This is a genomic window from Chitinophaga niabensis (genome assembly GCF_039545795.1).
In the GTDB taxonomy this organism is placed as follows: Bacteria; Bacteroidota; Bacteroidia; order Chitinophagales; family Chitinophagaceae; genus Chitinophaga; species Chitinophaga niabensis_B.
In genome coordinates, this window is sequence record NZ_CP154260.1 from 6,141,691 (window position 1) to 6,159,720 (window position 18,030).

The 18,030-nt window shown below is 46.9% G+C and carries 18 protein-coding genes; 7 read left to right on the plus strand and 11 right to left on the minus strand.

Annotated elements, in window-relative coordinates; genetic code table 11:
• Window positions 1–72 precede the first annotated feature (72 nt).
• Window positions 73–1,191, plus strand: a complete 1,119-nt coding sequence (thiH, locus tag AAHN97_RS24610) for a 2-iminoacetate synthase ThiH (RefSeq protein WP_343304746.1) — start codon at window positions 73–75, stop codon at window positions 1,189–1,191.
• 125 nt (window positions 1,192–1,316) lie between these two features.
• Here thiH and AAHN97_RS24615 read toward each other — a convergent pair whose 3' ends face one another.
• Window positions 1,317–2,693, minus strand: a complete 1,377-nt coding sequence (locus tag AAHN97_RS24615) for a TlpA family protein disulfide reductase (RefSeq protein WP_343304747.1) — start codon at window positions 2,691–2,693, stop codon at window positions 1,317–1,319.
• A gap of 169 nt (window positions 2,694–2,862) precedes the next feature.
• Between AAHN97_RS24615 and AAHN97_RS24620 the strand changes: the two genes are divergently transcribed.
• Complete coding sequence (locus tag AAHN97_RS24620) at window positions 2,863–4,074, plus strand: MFS transporter (RefSeq protein WP_343304748.1); 1,212 nt, start codon at window positions 2,863–2,865, stop codon at window positions 4,072–4,074.
• On the opposite strand, the gene AAHN97_RS24625 is transcribed toward AAHN97_RS24620, so the two are convergent.
• Genes AAHN97_RS24625 through AAHN97_RS24645 form a run of 5 tightly spaced genes read right to left on the minus strand, consistent with a single transcriptional unit; the run spans window position 4,048 to window position 8,019 of the window.
• Entirely contained in the window at window positions 4,048–4,452 is a 405-nt protein-coding gene (locus AAHN97_RS24625; protein ID WP_343304749.1) for a group III truncated hemoglobin, read from the minus strand. The genes AAHN97_RS24620 and AAHN97_RS24625 overlap by 27 nt on opposite strands.
• Window positions 4,453–4,458: 6 nt before the next feature.
• A complete protein-coding gene (locus AAHN97_RS24630; protein ID WP_343304750.1) occupies window positions 4,459–4,953 on the minus strand; it encodes a hypothetical protein in 495 nt (164 codons plus the stop codon).
• 52 nt (window positions 4,954–5,005) lie between these two features.
• Entirely contained in the window at window positions 5,006–6,082 is a 1,077-nt protein-coding gene (locus AAHN97_RS24635; protein WP_343304751.1) for an iron-containing alcohol dehydrogenase family protein, read from the minus strand.
• Window positions 6,083–6,088: 6 nt separating this feature from the next.
• Window positions 6,089–6,826, minus strand: coding sequence for a 3-deoxy-manno-octulosonate cytidylyltransferase (gene kdsB / locus AAHN97_RS24640; protein ID WP_343304752.1), 738 nt, complete (start codon window positions 6,824–6,826; stop codon window positions 6,089–6,091).
• Entirely contained in the window at window positions 6,826–8,019 is a 1,194-nt protein-coding gene (locus tag AAHN97_RS24645) for a DegT/DnrJ/EryC1/StrS family aminotransferase (protein ID WP_343304753.1), read from the minus strand. The genes kdsB and AAHN97_RS24645 overlap by 1 nt, the downstream gene beginning before the upstream one ends.
• Window positions 8,020–8,110: 91 nt before the next feature.
• Between AAHN97_RS24645 and AAHN97_RS24650 the strand changes: the two genes are divergently transcribed.
• A complete protein-coding gene (locus AAHN97_RS24650; protein WP_343304754.1) occupies window positions 8,111–8,542 on the plus strand; it encodes a YybH family protein in 432 nt (143 codons plus the stop codon).
• 10 nt (window positions 8,543–8,552) lie between these two features.
• Complete coding sequence (locus tag AAHN97_RS24655; protein ID WP_343304755.1) at window positions 8,553–10,130, plus strand: N-acyl-D-amino-acid deacylase family protein; 1,578 nt, start codon at window positions 8,553–8,555, stop codon at window positions 10,128–10,130.
• Here AAHN97_RS24655 and AAHN97_RS24660 read toward each other — a convergent pair whose 3' ends face one another.
• The 4 genes from AAHN97_RS24660 to AAHN97_RS24675 all read right to left on the minus strand — a co-directional run bounded on the left by AAHN97_RS24660 (window position 10,131) and on the right by AAHN97_RS24675 (window position 14,371).
• Window positions 10,131–10,478 carry a phage holin family protein gene (locus tag AAHN97_RS24660; protein WP_074241656.1) on the minus strand — a complete coding sequence of 116 codons (348 nt, stop codon included), beginning with the start codon at window positions 10,476–10,478 and terminating at the stop codon, window positions 10,131–10,133.
• A gap of 65 nt (window positions 10,479–10,543) precedes the next feature.
• On the minus strand, window positions 10,544–11,827 hold the full coding sequence (locus AAHN97_RS24665; RefSeq protein WP_343304756.1) for a M16 family metallopeptidase: 1,284 nt from the start codon (window positions 11,825–11,827) through the stop codon (window positions 10,544–10,546).
• A 9-nt stretch (window positions 11,828–11,836) separates the two neighbouring features.
• A complete protein-coding gene (locus AAHN97_RS24670) occupies window positions 11,837–13,075 on the minus strand; it encodes a M16 family metallopeptidase (RefSeq protein WP_343304757.1) in 1,239 nt (412 codons plus the stop codon).
• Window positions 13,076–13,153: 78 nt separating this feature from the next.
• Window positions 13,154–14,371, minus strand: a complete 1,218-nt coding sequence (locus AAHN97_RS24675) for an aspartyl protease family protein (RefSeq protein ID WP_343304758.1) — start codon at window positions 14,369–14,371, stop codon at window positions 13,154–13,156.
• Between the two features lie 130 nt (window positions 14,372–14,501).
• Between AAHN97_RS24675 and mqnC the strand changes: the two genes are divergently transcribed.
• The 3 genes from mqnC to AAHN97_RS24690 all read left to right on the plus strand — a co-directional run bounded on the left by mqnC (window position 14,502) and on the right by AAHN97_RS24690 (window position 17,132).
• Window positions 14,502–15,626, plus strand: a complete 1,125-nt coding sequence (mqnC, locus tag AAHN97_RS24680) for a cyclic dehypoxanthinyl futalosine synthase (RefSeq protein WP_343304759.1) — start codon at window positions 14,502–14,504, stop codon at window positions 15,624–15,626.
• A 221-nt stretch (window positions 15,627–15,847) separates the two neighbouring features.
• Complete coding sequence (locus tag AAHN97_RS24685) at window positions 15,848–16,489, plus strand: hypothetical protein (RefSeq protein ID WP_343304760.1); 642 nt, start codon at window positions 15,848–15,850, stop codon at window positions 16,487–16,489.
• 100 nt (window positions 16,490–16,589) lie between these two features.
• Window positions 16,590–17,132, plus strand: a complete 543-nt coding sequence (locus tag AAHN97_RS24690; protein WP_343304761.1) for a GNAT family N-acetyltransferase — start codon at window positions 16,590–16,592, stop codon at window positions 17,130–17,132.
• Here the strand turns inward: AAHN97_RS24690 and AAHN97_RS24695 are convergent.
• Entirely contained in the window at window positions 17,129–18,022 is an 894-nt protein-coding gene (locus tag AAHN97_RS24695; protein WP_343304762.1) for a hydroxypyruvate isomerase family protein, read from the minus strand. The two genes, AAHN97_RS24690 and AAHN97_RS24695, sit on opposite strands and share 4 nt — an antisense overlap.
• Window positions 18,023–18,030: the final 8 nt, after the last annotated feature.

Sequence of the window (18,030 nt, forward strand, 5' to 3'; positions counted from 1 at the left end):
CATTTGAATGAGTGAAGGCCCTTCTTTGTAAATAAAACCGTTGCTTCTTTCCTGTTGAATAAAACTACGTTTATGTCTTTCGAAAATATTTTCCGTCAATATAGCTGGAACGATGTTAAGCAGGCCATCTACGCGAAAACCGCGCGGGATGTGGAAATGGCCTTGGCTTCCAAACACCGCAGCCTGGATGATTTTATGGCCCTCATCTCCCCTGCTGCCATTCCTTACCTGGAACAAATGGCGCTGATGAGTCAGCAGCTTACGCAGCAGCGTTTCGGTAAAATCATTCAGTTGTATGTTCCGCTTTATCTTTCCAACGAATGCCAGAACATCTGTACTTACTGCGGGTTCAGCTATGATAATCCTATCCGGCGTAAAACCCTCAGCGGCAGAGAGATCATGGAAGAGATAATGGCCATCCGGCAAATGGGTTATGAGCATGTGTTACTCGTTACCGGTGAAGCCAACCAAACAGTAGGCATGGATTACTTCAAAAAAGTATTCCCTTTGATCCGGCAGCACTTTGCGCAGATCTCCATGGAGGTGCAGCCGATGGATACTGAAGATTATGCAGCATTGATCCCCTTAGGTTTACATACCGTACTCGTTTACCAGGAAACCTATCATGAAGAGGATTACCGCAAACATCATCCCAAAGGAAAAAAATCAAAGTTCTCTTACAGGCTGGAAACGCCGGACAGGCTGGGCGCTGCGGGAATTCACAAGATCGGGCTGGGTGTGTTGATCGGGCTGGAAGACTGGCGTACGGATAGTTTTTTCACTGCCCTGCACCTGGATTATCTGCAACGCACTTACTGGCAAACAAAATACAGTATCTCCTTTCCGCGGCTGCGGCCATTTTCCGGAGGACTTACACCTAAAGTGGAAATGAAGGATAGAGAACTTGTACAACTCATCTGCGCTTACCGGCTTTTTAATGAAGATATTGATCTGAGCCTTTCTACGCGGGAATCTGAAAAGTTCCGTGATCACCTGGTGCAATTAGGTATTACTACTATGAGCGCTGGGTCTAAAACAAATCCTGGTGGGTATGCAGTGGATACACAATCCCTGGAACAGTTTGAGATCAGTGATGAAAGGGCGCCTGGTGAGATTGCTGCCATGATCCGCAGGCAAGGCTATGAGCCGGTTTGGAAGGATTGGGATGTATTTCAGAGAGCTGGTCTTTAAAATGCAGGTTGTCCCCTGATCAGGGCCGGGCGAATTTTCAGATGCAGCATTAAAGATTACAAAAATAATACAGCCTGGAGCAGGCTTGCAAATATATTACAGCTACTCCAGGCCATGTATCATCATTACTGCTTCGCCAATGTTTTCTCTATCAATGCTTTCAACTCAGGCTGAGATGGCCTTGGTGCATCTACATTCACAATCTTCCCCTGTTTATCGAACACCATAAAACGAGGTATGCCGTTGATGCTGTAGAACTTTGCGATATCACTCCAGCCGCTGGCAAAGATCTGCGTGCCGCCGAGTGATTCCTTCTTCACAAACTCCTGCCACTTCTCCTTGTCTTTCGCTTCATCTACTGATACACCCAGGAAGAGTACATCCTTTCCATGCATTTCTTCTTCCAGTTTCTTCATATACGGGATCTCTGCTTTGCAGGGTCCGCACCAGGTAGCCCAAACATCCACTACTACTACTTTTCCTTTCAGGTCATTAAACGCCACCTGTTTACCGGCAACATCAGGATAGCTGAAATTGAATCCTGCTTCGCCTTCCGCGAAGGTGCGTAATGCTTTCTCCGTTTCCATGTAACTGCGCTGCTGTTCTGCAGTAACAAGGTATTTTTCTACAGGCGCAATGGCATCGCGGAGATTGCTGAAAGATTTGTAACGGCCCAGGGTGCTGGTGATGTACACCCCTTTCAGGGTATCGTTACAGAATTGGGATACGCTCCACTGTAATAGCTCCGCGCCCTTTGCTGTAGGTTTCTGACGGACCAGGCAGAAAGTGGAATACATACTGAGCAGGTGTTCTGTTTCTCCCCATTGCAACAAGCGGCCATCGCAGTATTTGTTGTCCTGCATGATGCTGTTGTAATATGCAGGATACTGGGAAACTTCCGGATGTTTGGAGCGGGGCGTGAAAATAAACTGCAGGGCAGTGTACTCTACGTCCGTATCCACAATGAGCTGCATCAATGAATTGAACGCTTTGTTGGGCGTTACCAGCTTTTTCTTGTACGCAGCTGCTTTGGGCAGGAATGCATTGAAAGTTGGGAAAAACGTTTCGTAGGTTTCATTGTTCCGGCGCATGAATTCAAAGGCCGGTGCTTTGATCTCACGGGAGAGGGTTTCCCATTCCCTCACCAGCCTGCTTTCCGGGGAACCACCCTGTTGCTGCAAGGTGGTGTCAGTAACTTTGAGTTGCAGCTGGTCGCCGGGTTTCAGGTAAATGCGGTGATAACTTCGTTTAAAGTTATCCGTCACATAATAGAATCCCTCTTTCAATGCCGGTACAGCCAGGGCAAATGCATGTTCCCCATTGAGGCGGGTACTGGCATACTCTTTTTTGCGGCCTTCGGCCACATCATACAACAAAATGCTGGTAGCTTTTGCATTGTCCACCTTACCCTGAACGATGGTAAGTGGTGCGGTTAAGGGCTTCCATGACAATAAGGGGATCATAACGGCTGCCAACAGGAGGCAGCGAGTGGTACGCTTCATACAAACTACATTTTAATGGTGGTTGGTTATATTATAATATGCTAAAAATACATCATGGTAGGATAAGAATGCAGGGAATTATGGCCGCCGGTAAAATAATCGGGAAACCGGTCATAAAATAATCCGTTTTGCGTGGTTTTATTTTATGGCGGCATCCTACCTTTGCGGCATGGATCAGTCGTCCGGGAAGATTTATACTGTGCAGTTCTGGTTGCTTTGCATGAGCAATCTGTTGTTTTCGGCCAGCTTTAACATGATGATCCCGGAGTTACCCGCTTACCTCACCAGCCTCGGTGGCGCAGATTACAAAGGATATATTATTGGTCTTTTTACCCTCATGGCAGGTTTGAGCCGTCCCTTTTCCGGAAAGCTCACGGACACCATTGGCCGCATTCCCGTGATGGTATTTGGTTCCGTGGTTTGTGTGATCTGTAGTTTGTTATATCCGCTGGTAAGCTCCGTTGCGGCATTCCTGCTGCTGCGTTTCTTTCATGGTTTCTCTACAGGGTTCAAACCCACGGGCACTTCTGCTTATGTGGCAGACATGGTGCCCTTTACCAGGAGGGGGGAAGCAATGGGTGTTGTAGGTTTGTTCAGCACCATCGGACTTTCACTTGGCCCCTCCATCGGGGGTTCTGTAGCCAACGCCTGGGGTATTATGACGATGTTCCAGCTCTCTGCTGTGTTTGCATTACTGTCCGTAGTGATCCTCATTGGGATGAAGGAAACCCTGCATAATAAACAGCGCTTCCGCCCGGCTTTATTGAAAGTATCCAAAGGGGAGATCATTGAACCACTGGTACTGGCGCCGATGGTGATCACCTTCCTCACCTATTTCAGTTACGGCGCTTTGCTCACCATCATTCCTGATTTCAGTGCACACCTGGGTTTAGCGAATAAAGGATTGTTCTTTACTTTCTTTACGGCGAGTTCTATTGGTATCCGTTTAATTGCAGGAAAGGCTTCTGACAGGTATGGCCGTGTGCCCATGCTGAAAATTTCGGCTACTTTAATGGCTATCTCTATGCTGATGATCGGTTTTGCCACTTCTCCTTTTGGCTTGCTGGCAGGGGCTTTGGTATATGGTGTAGCATTAGGGATCAACTCTCCTGCAGTGACAGCCTGGACCATTGATCTTGGTTTGCCGGAACACAGAGGGCGTGCATTGGGAAGTATGTATATCGCTTTGGAAGCTGGCATAGGGCTGGGGGCTTTCTTTTCAGCACAATGGTATAATAACCAGTCGGAGAATTTCGCGATGGTGTTTTATATCATGGCCATTGTTACCATCCTGGCCACAATCTACCTGATGTTCGTTTACCGGAACAAATACATGCGGTTCATGCGCAGGTCTTTAAAGATCCGTTCCCGCCGCCATTGATGGACCATACAGTCCTCTTTCAAACAGGATCTTACTCAGGAATACTTTGCCGATGGCTTCTGCTTTTACTTTCGCTGTAGCTGCCAATGCCCCGCGGAATAATTCATCTACTGTTTCATGAAACAGCTTTACCCATTGCGTAAAGTGCGCAGCGTCTATGGGTAAATTACGGTGTTTGGCAAAGGGATTGCCCAGGTATTCTTTTTCTCCTAAAAGTTGTGTGTTCCAGAAGCGGTACATGGTCTGCAAATGCGGGGCCCATGCATCCGCTGGTATTTTCTCTGCAAAAATGGGCGCCAGTAAAGGGTCCTGCTGGATCTTTCCGTAGAAAGTATTTACCAGCGCTTCAATGTCTCTGCTGTCTTTAATGTCTTCCATAAAAAACTATTTATGCCGCACAAAACCGATCTCGTCTCTCGCATCGTTCTCCCACTGGATCATTTCATCCAGGAATTTATGCATGAAACGGTTCACGGATTCTTCGTTTATTTCTTCGGGCTCTACCGTTTCTAATACTTCGTGTTTTGTTTTCTCTTCCGTCATATTATCTATGAAAGGAAAACTGATCCACGCGATCACTTGTCCATTACGGTTTTGGGAGAAAGAAAGGAAACCGCCTACTTTGATCTTGTTAACCACGCTGAACTGTGTTTGTTCCACAATGCCGCTTGGTTCGGAATCAAATACAATGAAAATGGATTCAAGGTTCTGCATCGTTTCATTAGATCCGGATTTCCAGGTGAGTTTGGTTTTTTCCGTGATCTCTTTGAGATGTTTGAGCAGGAATGGTTTGGTTTGCAGTTGCCAGTGCTTGCGCCGTTCCTGTACCTTAGCCAGGGTAAGCGCATATTCTTCTGCCAGTTTGGTGATGTTTTCCATAATGCAAAAGTAAAAGGGCCAACGTTATATACGCCGGCCCTGGTTATTTTTATTAAAGCAATTCATATAATTTACGCAGCCTGTCCCGGGTCATTTGCTGTTGCCAGTCTTTGCCCAGCGCATTTTCCCATAATGGTGCCAGGCCCATGGATACGTCTATCATCTTTTCAAAATCAGCGTCTGTAAGTCCTTTGGTGATGTGCTGTGGAATTGCTACCTGGTGTTTGTCCACCATTTGCTTGAATTCCTTTACACCGGCAGGGTAGAACTCTTCCAGTTTATCAAACACAATACAGTTACCCACACCATGTTTGGTGCCCAGCAGATAACTCAGGCCATAACTTACAGCATGTGCTACGCCCACTTGTGAATAGGCAATGCTCATACCGCCTGCATAAGAGGCCATCATTAATTTCTCATCTGCATCATCATCCCAATGGTCTTTTTTCAGGTAGATCTCCTGACAAAGTTCCAGTGCCTTTTCTCCGTAAGATTTACTGAAAGCGTTGAGGTATGTGCCTTCCAGGGATTCTATACAGTGGATATAACAATCCATGGCTGTGTAGAAACGCTGGTTCACGGGAGCGTTCTTTATTAACTCAGGGTCCAGTAAGATCTGATCGAAGGGTGTGAAGTCTGAGTTCATACCCAACTTTTTGGTAGGGCCGGTGAGTACAGTGGTCCTGCTCACTTCTGCGCCTGTACCGGAAAGTGTGGGAACGCCTACTTTATAAACACCTGGTTTTTTCAGGAGGTCCCAGCCCTGGTAATCTGCGGAAGAACCGGGGTTGGTCATCATCAGGGATACGGCTTTTGCCATGTCCATGGTGGAACCGCCGCCGATACCAATAATGCCGCTCACTTCTCCGAATTCAGCGGTGAGCTCATCTCTCAGGCGGTCTACGTATACGGTTTTAGGTTCGTGTGTTACATCTATAAATATCACCTTGTCTTTTCCTCGTAAAGGAATACGGGAGAGCCAGGGTTGATTGCCTTCAAAAAAGTGGTCCACAAAAAAGATCATGGGCGCATCGCCTTTGCGGTGAGGAGCAATGATCTCATCCAGTTGATTAAATGCGCCACGTCCAAAGATGACGTACCCTACCAGTTTAAAGTTTCTGAATTTCATAATTCGTTATTTTTCTTCTAAATACCTGGAAGCTCTTTCGAGGTCTTCCGGCGTATCAATTTCAACTCCCATATAATCTGTTACGACCATTTTCAGGGGGATGCCCATTTCCAGGTAGCGAAGGCATTCTACCTTCTCAGCTGCTTCCAGCGGGGTCATGGGTGTTTTTGTGAATAACAGCAAGGCTTCACGGCGGAAAGCATAAATGCCAATGTGCTCATAATAAGTAGTGTTCACCCCTTTATCTCTTGGATAAGGGATCACGGAGCGGGAGAAGAAGAGTGAATTAAAGTTCCGGTCTACCGCTACTTTTACGAAGTTGGGATCTTCAATATCTTTCCAGTCTTTCAGCTCCTGCATTAAAGAGGCTACCTGTACTTTCTTACCTTCTTCACCTTCAAATACTTTGAGCAGTTTTTCCAGCGGTTCTTTTTGGGTGAAAGGGGTATCTCCCTGTACATTCACAACAATCTCAACATCCAACATGTTTTCTACGGCTTCCGCGATACGGTCTGAACCGCTTTCGTGTTCCCGTTTGCTCATGATGGCTTTGCCGCCGTTGCTTACGATCTCATTATAAATGATATCGCTATCCGTTACTACCATCACTTCATCAAACACGCCGGATTGCAAAGCAGATTCATATGTACGCCAGATCACTGTTTTACCTGCCAGCACTGCCATCATTTTACCGGGGAACCGGCTGGCTGCATAACGGGCAGGGATCAATGCGACTGTTTTCATTATAAAGCACTTTTTATGGCAGCTATCAGTTTCTCTGCTCTGCCACGTACTTCTTCATCCGTCCATGCCAGACTAATGGGGAAAGAGATACAGCGGCTCATCAATGCATCAGATGCAGGGAATTCTTTTGTTTTATATACTTCCATGGCTTTGGCGAGTTGCGCTGCGAATGGATGTAAGGTAGCGCCTTCTTTGAAGTGGTTCCATTTGCGGAAGTAGTGCCAGTTATTATCAAACCAGTAGAAAGCAGGAAGGCCTGCTGCTTTAATAGCGGCAGTAGCGGCTTTTGCTGCTTCTGCAGAGGGCAGGAAGAAAGAGAGGAATGTAGCACTGTCTCCCTCTGGGTCTGGTAAACGGCGGAAAGTTACCTCGGGTATAGCACCCAGGGCTTCCTTCAGGATCTGCTTGTTATTACGCTGGATGGCCAGAAATTTGTCCAGCTTGCGGATCTGCGCCAATCCTACTGCTGCATGCAGTTCGGAGATGCGGAAGTTATAACCGAAATGTGGGTGGCCATCTGCTCCACGATCTGCTCCACCAAGGTGGTCGTGCCCGTGATCAGAAAAAGCATCTGCTTTTGTGTAGATGTCTTCGATGTTGGTGATGATGGCACCACCTTCTGCACAGGTAATGGTTTTCACGAAATCGAAAGAGAAGGTACCGGCATGGCCGATAGAGCCAAGGGCTTTGCCTTTATAAGTTGCACCGGTAGACTGACAAGCGTCTTCCAGCAACAGGAGGTTGTAATCTTTACAAATGTCCAGCAATGCATCCATGTCTGCCATGGAACCGCACATGTGTACGGGCATCACTGCTTTTGTTTTTGGCGTGATGGCCGCTCTCACTGCATCGGGTGCAAGGGTGAGGGTATCATCCACATCTACAAGGATGGGAGTTGCACCTACAGAAAGTACCGCTTCAAAGCTGGCCACAAATGTAAATGTAGGCATGATCACTTCATCTCCTGCACCAATGCCCAATGCTGCCATGGCAGTAGTGAGTGCGGTGGTTCCGCTGGAGGTGAGCTGTGCGTACTTTACATTGAATCTTTCAGTGAGGGCCTGTTCCAGTTCTTTTGCTTTCCAGATCCCTTTACGTGGACCATCAAAACCATAACGCATGTAAATGCCTGTTTCCAGTACATCATTTACTTCTTTTTTCTCTTCAGCGCCAAATAGTTCAAATCCTGGCATATTGATTATTTTTTTTGTGGTTGTGCAAAGGTAGTATAATCAAAGAATGCATAAATCATAAAAACTGTTTATCTTTTGCTAAATATTTACCATGCGTTCGCTCATCATTATCATAGCTCTGATAGCATTTTGCGGCCAAAATCCCCTATGGGCGCAGTCTACAGATGAAGGCCGGATCCGTATGCTGATGGCCTCCCAGATCAAAGCCTGGAACCAGGGAAACCTGGATGGTTTTATGGAGACTTACTGGAAATCGGATTCGCTGATCTTTATCGGCAAAAAAGGCCCAACCTATGGCTGGAAGGCCACTTTGGAGAACTATAAAAAGGGCTACCCGGATAAAGCGGCCATGGGTACACTTTCCTTTAATCTGCTGGAATTTAAAAAACTGGCCGGCGATGTGTATTTTGTTGTAGGAAAGTGGATGCTGGCAAGAACAGCGGGTGATCTTTCCGGGCATTTTACCCTTGTGCTCCGCAAGATCAATGGCGATTGGAAAATTATAGCAGATCATAGCAGTTAAACTCTTTTTCATGGCAAAGCGGCTTTTTCTCCTCCTGACTTTCTTTGCCGGTTCGCTGGCCTGCAAGGCACAGACAGATTGCGACATCCTGATCCGGCATGCGAAGATCATTGACGGTACCGGCAATTCCTGGTACTATGGAGATGTGGCCATCAAAAATGGCAAGGTGCTCCGTACGGGTACCATTCCCTCTACTTTTTCTGCCGGCAAAACCATTGATGCCAACGGACTGGTGGTGGCGCCGGGATTCATAGATGTGCATACGCATATTGAAGGAGATGAATTCAAGATCCCCACTGCAGAAAGTTTTATTTATGATGGCGTAACCACTGTGATCACGGGGAATTGCGGGTCTTCCAATGTTGACCTGGGCAATTATTTCCGGCAGCTGGACAGTATGAAAACGTCCATCAATGTTGGTTCGCTCATTGGGCATAATGATATCCGCAGAGCTGTAATGGGCAGTACAGACCGTGCTCCTTCTGAAGCAGAACAGCAACAAATGGAAGCGCTGGTTGAAAAAGCCATGAAGGATGGTGCGGTAGGACTTTCCACCGGCCTTATTTACCTGCCGGGACTTTATGCACGTACGCCGGAAGTAGTGGGTATGGCAAAAGTGGCGGCAAAATACGGAGGGCTTTATGCCACGCATATGCGGAATGAAGGAGATGCTGTGGAAGCTGCTATTGAAGAAGCATTGACCATTGGCAGGCAGGCCAATATCCCGGTTGAGATCTCTCATTTTAAAATTGGCGGGAAACAGAACTGGGGCCGTTCCAAAATAACATTGGCCATGGTGGAGAAAGCAAGGAATGAAGGCCTGGAAGTTACCATAGACCAATATCCTTATACAGCCAGCAGTACCAGCCTGCGGACCATGTTGCCGGACTGGGCACTTTCTGGTGGCGCAGACTCCATCCGTTACCGTTTGCAGCAGCCTGCTATCAGGAAAAGTATTGCAGCAGAAATGACGGCTACCTATAAACGCCGCAAGCTCAAACACCTGGATTATGCGGTGGTGGCCTATTTCAAACAGGATACCACTTACAACGGAAAGAACATCATGGAGATCAATATCATGAAAGGCCGTAAATCCACCCTGGCAAATGAAGTACAAACTATCCTGGACCTTTCAGAACAGGGCAATGCGGGTATGGTGTTCCATGGTATGAGTGAAGAGGATGTGAAATACATCATGAAGTATCCTTTCAATATGTTTGCTTCCGATGCCAGCATCCGTGAATTTGGGATGGGTGTTCCACATCCCCGTGGTTATGGTACCAACTCCCGTGTATTGGGTAAATATGTACGGGAAGAAAAAGTGATCCGGCTCGAAGAAGCCATACGGCGCATGACCTCATTACCGGCACAAAAGTTCAACCTGAAAGAAAGAGGATTACTGGTACCGGGTTATGCGGCAGACGTTGTGATCTTTGATCCCAATACCGTGAAAGACCTTTCCACTTATACGCAACCGCATCAGTATGCCACGGGTTTTAAATACGTGCTGGTGAATGGACAGGTGACTGTGGAGAATGGCCAGCACATTGGCACCCGGGGAGGAGTTGTGCTACGCCATAAAGAGTAATTAATCTTTATCGGCAGGCCCGAGCGATAACATGATACTGCTGATGACAGACAATACCACACTAAAGATCAACGCCCACCAGAAATTATCTACCTTAAATCCTTTCACCAGGCTGCTGGCCCAGAGCACGATGAGTGCATTGATCACCAACAAAAAAAGGCCCAGCGTTACAATGGTAACAGGCAGGGTGAGGATCACCAATACCGGCTTCACGAGTAAATTGAGCAAACCTAAAACGATTGCCAGGAGCAGCGCAGAAGTGAAACTGGCCAGCTTAACGCCCGGTAACAAATAGGCCGTTAAGAGCGCCGCTAATGCTGTAACGAGGATGCGGATAAGTATTCCCATGGTAGAACGCGATTAAAATACTGTCATCAAATTACGCAAAAAGCATGCTGAATGTTCACCGCTGATCAGATCACAATCAGCTCGTAAAAGTCCTCCTTGTTATAATATTGCTGCGCAAGTTGTTGTAACTCAGCGGCAGTGATGGTTTTTATGATGCGGATATTATTATAGAAATAATTTTCATCGAGGTCGTTCAGGATCAGATTTTTCCAACGCTGGATCACATGGAAAGCACCATCCAGATCACCCAGGATAGATCCGATCATGAAATTGCGCACGAGGCTCAACTCTTCTTCCGGGATCTCTTCATTTTTCAAGCGTTCCATTTCTTTATACACTTCTGCAACCGTTGCTTCACAAACATCGCGGCCGGCTTCGGTTTGGATATTGACACCACTCACCTGGCGGAAGTTGTAGATCTGGGAATGGATGCCGTAAGTATATCCTTTTTCTTCACGGATATTGCTCATGAGCCTTGATCCGAAATAACCACCGAAAATGGTATTCAGTACAAGCATCTTTCCAAAATCAGGATGGTAGCGGTTGGGAAATGGCCTTGCTATACGCACTGCACCCTGTACGCCATTCTCATCATTGAAGATGCGGAACTTCTTTTCCTCAGCTGGTAAAACGGGCAACTCCGGGCGCAGGATCACTTCCTCCCCATTCCATTTTGTACTGCCGAAATATTGATTCAGCAGGGGAATGATATTCGCAGGCAGGTTGCCGGCAATGAAGATCTTACAGTTGTTGTACGTGTAGTGTTTTTTATAGAATGCTTTCAAAGACTCCGTCTGCAAAGCATCATAGGCCAGCATATTACTAACGCGGCCGTATGGATGAAATTCTCCGAAGAGGAATTTATCGATGTGGCGGTTGGCTACAAAGTCGCACTTGGTGAGGTTCACTGCCAGCTTTTGCTTCATGTTCTGCACAAAGGTGCTCAGTTCTTCTTCCGGGAAAACGGGATCGAGTATTACTTCCTGTAAAACCGGTAACAGATCGGCGGTATGTTTGGTAAGGCAGTGCAGCGTATAGGTGGCATTTTCATGAAAGCAGGCCCTGTTGAGGTAAGCTCCATAGTATTCGGCCGCTTCATTGATCTCCAAAGCAGAGCGTTTGCTGGTGCCGTTCTTCATGAGGAAGTTGGTGGCGGAAGCAATGAGGTTTTCCGTTTCAAACCAGCTGCCGGCAGGGAACACGAGTTCCAGCTGCAGGGTTTCCTGTTCTTCTGAACGGATCACGTATACGGGGATGCCATTATCCAGATTAAACTTCTCATATGGCTTGAGCAATATTTCAAAATCTACTGCATCTTTTATAGCGGGTGCCTGACTTCTGTTGACCATAATTTGTTCTTAGTTTCCTGCGTAATAGTGAATGGTGTTGGAGTTCTTTTCGTCAAAGATGATCTTTGCTTCTCTGTGGATGTCTTCTTTTGTTACGCGTTCGTAGTTTTCGAATTCTTTGTTCATGAAAGCTGCATCGCCTAAGAGTTCATAAAAGGCGAGGTTGTTAGCGCGGCTTAATAAACCCATGTCTTCAAAAGCCAGCATGCTTTCCACGCGGTTTTTCACTTTCTGCAATTCTCTTTCCGGGATGATGTTCTGTTGCAGTTTTTCCAGTTCTTCCTGTACACCTTTTTCTGCATCCTTCATTTTAACCCCTTTTACCAGTTTGCCTTCTATGCAAAGTAAACCAGCGTCTATGCTGCCAAAATGATAACAATCGATGTTGCTGAAAAGTTTCTTCTCTTTCACCAATACCTGGTGCAAACGGGAAGAGCCGCCACCGCTGAGGATGTCTGAAATAAGGTCTGCTGCATAATAACGCTGATCGTTCCGCGGGTAAATATGATAGGCTTTATACAGTGCGTCTAATGGCACTTTTGCTTTTACTTCCAGGAAGTTAGCCGTTTGCTGCGGAGGTTCCACGGGAAGGCTGCGTACATACTTTTCTCCGGAAGGGATATCCCCGAACCATTTCTCCGCCAGGGCTTTCACCTGTTCTGTGGTCACTTTGCCGGCCACAACCAGGATGGCATTAACGGGGCGGTAATGACGGAAAAAGAAGTTCTTTACATCTTCCAGCTGGGCATTTTCAATATGGGACAATTCCTTTCCGATGGTTTGCCAGCGGTAAGGATGGCTGGTGTAGGACAATGCCCTCAGCTTATGGCCCACATCTCCGTAAGGTTTGTTGATGTAATGCTCCTTGAATTCTTCGGTTACCACTTTCCGCTGTACTTCCAGGCTCTTTTCTGAAAAGGCGAGGGACAACATCCGGTCGCTTTCCAGCCAGAAGGCTGTTTCCAGGTTTTCGGCAGGTAATTCTATGTAGTAATTGGTAAGGTCGTTAGTGGTGAAAGCGTTGTTTTCCCCGCCTGCCATTTGCAGGGGTTCGTCATACTCCGGGATGTTCACGGAACCGCCAAACATCAGGTGTTCAAATAAATGCGCAAAGCCGGTCTGTTGAGGATTTTCATCACGGGCGCCCACATCATACAGCACATTTACAACAGCCATAGGGGTTGTATTATCTTCATGAACAATCACACGCAGCCCGTTATCTAAAGTGAATCTATTAAAATGGATCATATCTGTCTTTGACTGAAAAATAAGAAAATGCTCTGGTGATCAAACCAAAACGGGCAAATTTACGATAAAAGGCATTAGCTACAATATGCTGCGGATGGGCAGCTTTTTCAGCATCAGTTCCCCGTCCCGCATAATGAGCAGGGTTGGGCGGGTGCCGATGTTCTTCAGGAGGTCCCTGTAGATCTGGAGGTTGGTGGTGAAATTGTTGTTCACGGCCAGTACAAAATCCCCTCTTTTAAAGCCGGCTTTTTCTGCCGGGGAGTTCCTGATCACGTCTGTAACCTCAATACGGTTGTCTATCAGGTAGATGATCAGGCCGGTATAGGAATAGTCGAACTGGTCCCTGAAGTGAGTATTGGGCATGAGGTGAATTTCCTTGCGAGCGTAATTGAGGGTGAGATTAAAACGCCTGAGCAGGTCGTTCCCGATCATCCCGGCCAGGGAAGGATAGGAAGTGATATTGGTAACATCGTCAAACAGATAGGTTGGTACATTCCGGAAGGTGTAGTTGCCTATTCTGAATTCGTTCATGGTAGTGATGTACATCTGCATTTTACCTCCCAGGCCCTGTGCTTCCGTGGGGATCACTTTGACTTTGCGTTTCACCAGCAGGCTGCTGTCTTTCACAAACTGGGTGCTGAGCAGTAAACACATCCCGGCGCCGGTATCAAAATAGTACCGGTGATTAACATTTCGTTTTCCGCTGCGGAGGGGGGAATTTACTACGGGAATGAAAGTAAGATTGGGCTTCATGAGGTAACCACCACGGGGGTATTTAAACTTTCCCTGGGTATAGATCAGGATCTCTTCTTTGTCGTAATCGATCTGCACCACATACCTGCTCAATATGCTGTAGCCCATGATCCCATCTATCTGGATGCCGTATACCTGGCTGATCAGTTCATAGTCATTCACATGAAAATCCAGGCTATCCACATCCAGGCCTGGCAGATGGAGGGTATTATCCAGCGCAAAGGAGATGTTTTTGCTGGCTCCCAACCCGCGGACGATCTTATCGGAAGGGGTGAGCTTTACGCCCAGGGCTATACAGGTTGCGGTATCCAGGGAAATCCCGGCGCTGCCGGTATCCAGGAGGAACTGCAGGGTGTCCTTGTAGTCGTTCAGCTGTGCGGAAATCACAACTACACCTCCGTAATACTGTTTAAAAGGGAAACGAGTGATCAGCCTGGCTTCAGGCTCGACAGATGGTGCATTTTCTTTTTCCTGGGCACGGACTCCAACGTTACAGATCGACAGGCAGAGAACAAAAACGTGAAACAGGTTATGGATTCGCATAAGCTATGATGCCGGGCATCCTCATTTACCTAAATTTAACATTTAAGTTCGTTTGTTGTACGGCTATTTGGTATAAACGGCAAAATAGTTCCCCGGATAACATTTGCACTTTCCTTACCTTTGTTTTAAGATGCAATTACAGGATTTATACAAAAGGGCGCAACAGTTTGAGTTTCTAACGGCAGAGGAAGGGGTGTATATGTTCGAACACGCTCCCCTGGCGGAACTGATGGAGATCGCCAATGAATTAAGGAAGCAGCAGGTGCCTCATGGCAAGGTGACCTGGCAGATAGACCGGAACGTAAATACCACCAACGTTTGCACGGCTAATTGCAAGTTCTGCAATTTCTACCGCATACCCGGCCATAAGGATGCTTACATCACTGAAATAGACGAATATAAACGCAAAATTGAGGAAACCGTTAAGTATGGCGGAGACCAATTGCTTTTGCAGGGCGGCCACCATCCTGAACTGGGCCTCAGCTTTTATACCAACCTGTTCCGTGAGTTGAAACGCCTGTATCCTGATGTTCGTTTGCACACACTTGGCCCTCCCGAAGTAGCACATATCACCAAACTGGAAAAAAGCACCCACATTGAAGTGCTGAAAGCTTTGCAGGAAGCGGGTATGGACAGCCTTCCCGGAGCCGGAGCAGAGATCCTGAACGATCGTGTGCGCCGCCTCATTTCCAAAGGAAAATGCGGTGCGCAGGAATGGCTGGATGTAATGCGTGCAGCGCATAAACTCAATATTGCTTCTTCAGGCACCATGATGTTCGGGCATGTGGAAACTGTGCTGGAACGTTTTGAACACCTGGTGGCTATCCGCCAGGTACAAAGCGAAAAACCGGAAGGGCATTATGGTTTCACAGCTTTTATTCCCTGGACCTTCCAGGATGTGGATACCCTGCTCTCCAGGATCCGTGGCGTGCATAATATGACCACTTCAGAAGAATATATCCGCATGATCGCTATGAGCCGCATCATGTTGCCCAATATCAAAAACATACAGGCTTCCTGGCTTACGGTAGGTAAATCTGTAGCACAATTATGCCTGCATGCAGGTGCCAATGACTTTGGTTCTATTATGATCGAAGAAAATGTGGTATCAGCAGCCGGTGCCCCTCACCGCTTTACTTATAAAAGCATACAGGATGCCATCCGGGAAGCAGGTTTTGAACCACAGCTCCGCACACAACTTTATCAGTTCCGGGAGATCCCGCAGCAGATAGAAGAACAGGTGATCAATTACTAATCCACTATATAAAAGGGACTGTCAAAAGTAATTTTACCTGATTTTTTTCGGGTACCTGATGGGGAGAATTTCCGTTATGCAATTCTCAAGCCCATCAAATTACTTTTGACAGCTCCTTTTTTCATTCCTTTAACAGTTCCCCCAAAGTATTGTTAATTCACCCTACCCCATGTATCTTTTGCTGCTCTTTCTCCGTCTAATCAATATAAAAACTCCAGACGATGATGAAACAGATGAAAATATTAACCGTGGTGGTGCTCTCAGGCCTGGCGTTATTCCTCTCAGCCTGTTCAAGCACCAAAGTGACTTCTTCCTGGAAAGAACCGGAAACATCTTTAAGTCCTGATCAGAAGATCATGGTACTGGGACTGGTGCAGGACCGGCAGGGTGCTTTGCAGGCAAAGATGGAAGAAGAAATGGTAGCCGCATTGAAACAAAAGGGATATAATGCTGTATCCGCTTATGAAACATACGGCCCGAAAACTTTTAAAGGATTGAAGGAAGAAAAAGCCATGAACATGATCCGCAAAAAAGATGTGGACCAGGTGCTCACGATCGTAATGCTGGATAAGTCCAAAGAAAAGAATTACGTGCCGGGCAGGACGATGTTCTACCGTCCTTATTATGGTGGCTGGTGGTCTTATTATGGAAGTATGTACAACCGTATTTATGAACCGGGGTATTATACAACCAACACCAAGTACTTCCTTGAAAGTAATTTATACAGCATGAAGAACAAACAATTGCTTTATTCTGTGCGTACCGAAACCTTTGACCCGTCTTCCGCAGCCAGAATGGCCGTGGTGTATACGCAACAAGTGGTGAAGGATATGACCAAACAGCAATTGATCACGCAACGTTAGTAGTAGTACAGTACCGTCATAATCAAAACAACAGGTGATCTGCAAAAGCGGATCGCCTGTTGCCGTTTAAGGGGATATATGTATTTTTGACGGGAAGATTATGCTGGAACTACCTGTAAACGATACCACCCTGTTAAGACAATTACAGCCTGAACACGCTCCTGACTTGTTTTTTGCGGTTAATACATCCCGTAAACAGTTGCGTAAATATCTGCCCTGGGTGGATTATAATACAACAGAAGAACATTCTCTCCGCTTCATTGAACTCATGTTGCGCAAAGCAAATGAGCAGGATGCAATTGCCTTTGGAATATGGCATGGTGGCCGGCTTTGCGGGGTTCTTGACTTGCACGACTGGGACCATCCGCTGCAAAAAGCAGAGATCGGTTATTGGCTCATGGAATCATTCCAGGGAAAAGGAATTGTTACTAATAGTTGCAGAAGCCTTATCAGCTATGCGTTTGCGGCACTCCGGCTGAATAAGGTAGAGATCCGTTTTGTGTTGCAGAACGAGAAAAGCGCCCAGATCCCCATCAAACTGGGCTTTTCCAAAGAAGGTATATTACGCCAGAGCGCCAAGCTCCACGGCCATTACGTGGATATGGTAGTGATGGGGATGCTGCGCCGTGACTGGAAATATTAAACATCACAGATCAGGATAGCATCTTTAAGGGATGCCAGTTTATCTTCCCGTTTAGGAATGAACTCCTGTGCTACGAATCCTTTAAAACCAGTGTCTACCACCGCCTGCATAATAGCGGGATAAAACAGCTCCTGTGTTTTATCTATTTCATTCCGGCCGGGAACTCCGCCAGTATGGTAATGCGCAATGTATTGCTGGTTTTCGCGGATGGTGCGGATCACGTCTCCTTCCATGATCTGCATGTGATAGATGTCATATAAAAGTTTGAAATGCTCGGAGCCGATGGCTTTGCAAAGTTCCACACCCCATGCGGTACGGTCGCATTGATAATCCGGGTGGTTCACTTTACTGTTGAGCAATTCCATCACCAGCGTCACCTTTTTCTTTTCTGCATACCCCATGATCTTCTTCAGGCCGGTGGCGCAGTTTTCCAGTCCCTGCTGATCACTCATGCCGCCGCGGTTTCCGGAAAAGCAGATGAGGTTGGTGAATCCGGCGTTGGCGGTTTCATCGATCAGGTGTTCAAAATAGGTCACCAGCTTATCGTGATGCTCCGGGCGGTTCCAGCCTTTGGTGATACCCCATTCTTTACCATTGGATGCTACCATGGCGCAGGTGAGGTCGTATTTCTTAAGGGTAGCAAAGTCTTCCGGGCTGGCCAGGTCGATAGATGCGATGCCTATTTCTTTGGATGCCTTGCAGAGCTCGTCCAGCGGGATACCATTATAGCACCATCTGCAAACGGAGTGGTTTACTTTTCCTTTGAGTTTTGCGTCCATTGCCTGCTCATGCGCGGATACGCGGTTTGTCAGGGAAGAAAGCGCTGTGCCTGCTAAAGCCATAGTTGCTACTTTTTTGATCGCATCTCTGCGGGAGTGATTGTCTGCCATAAGTGGAT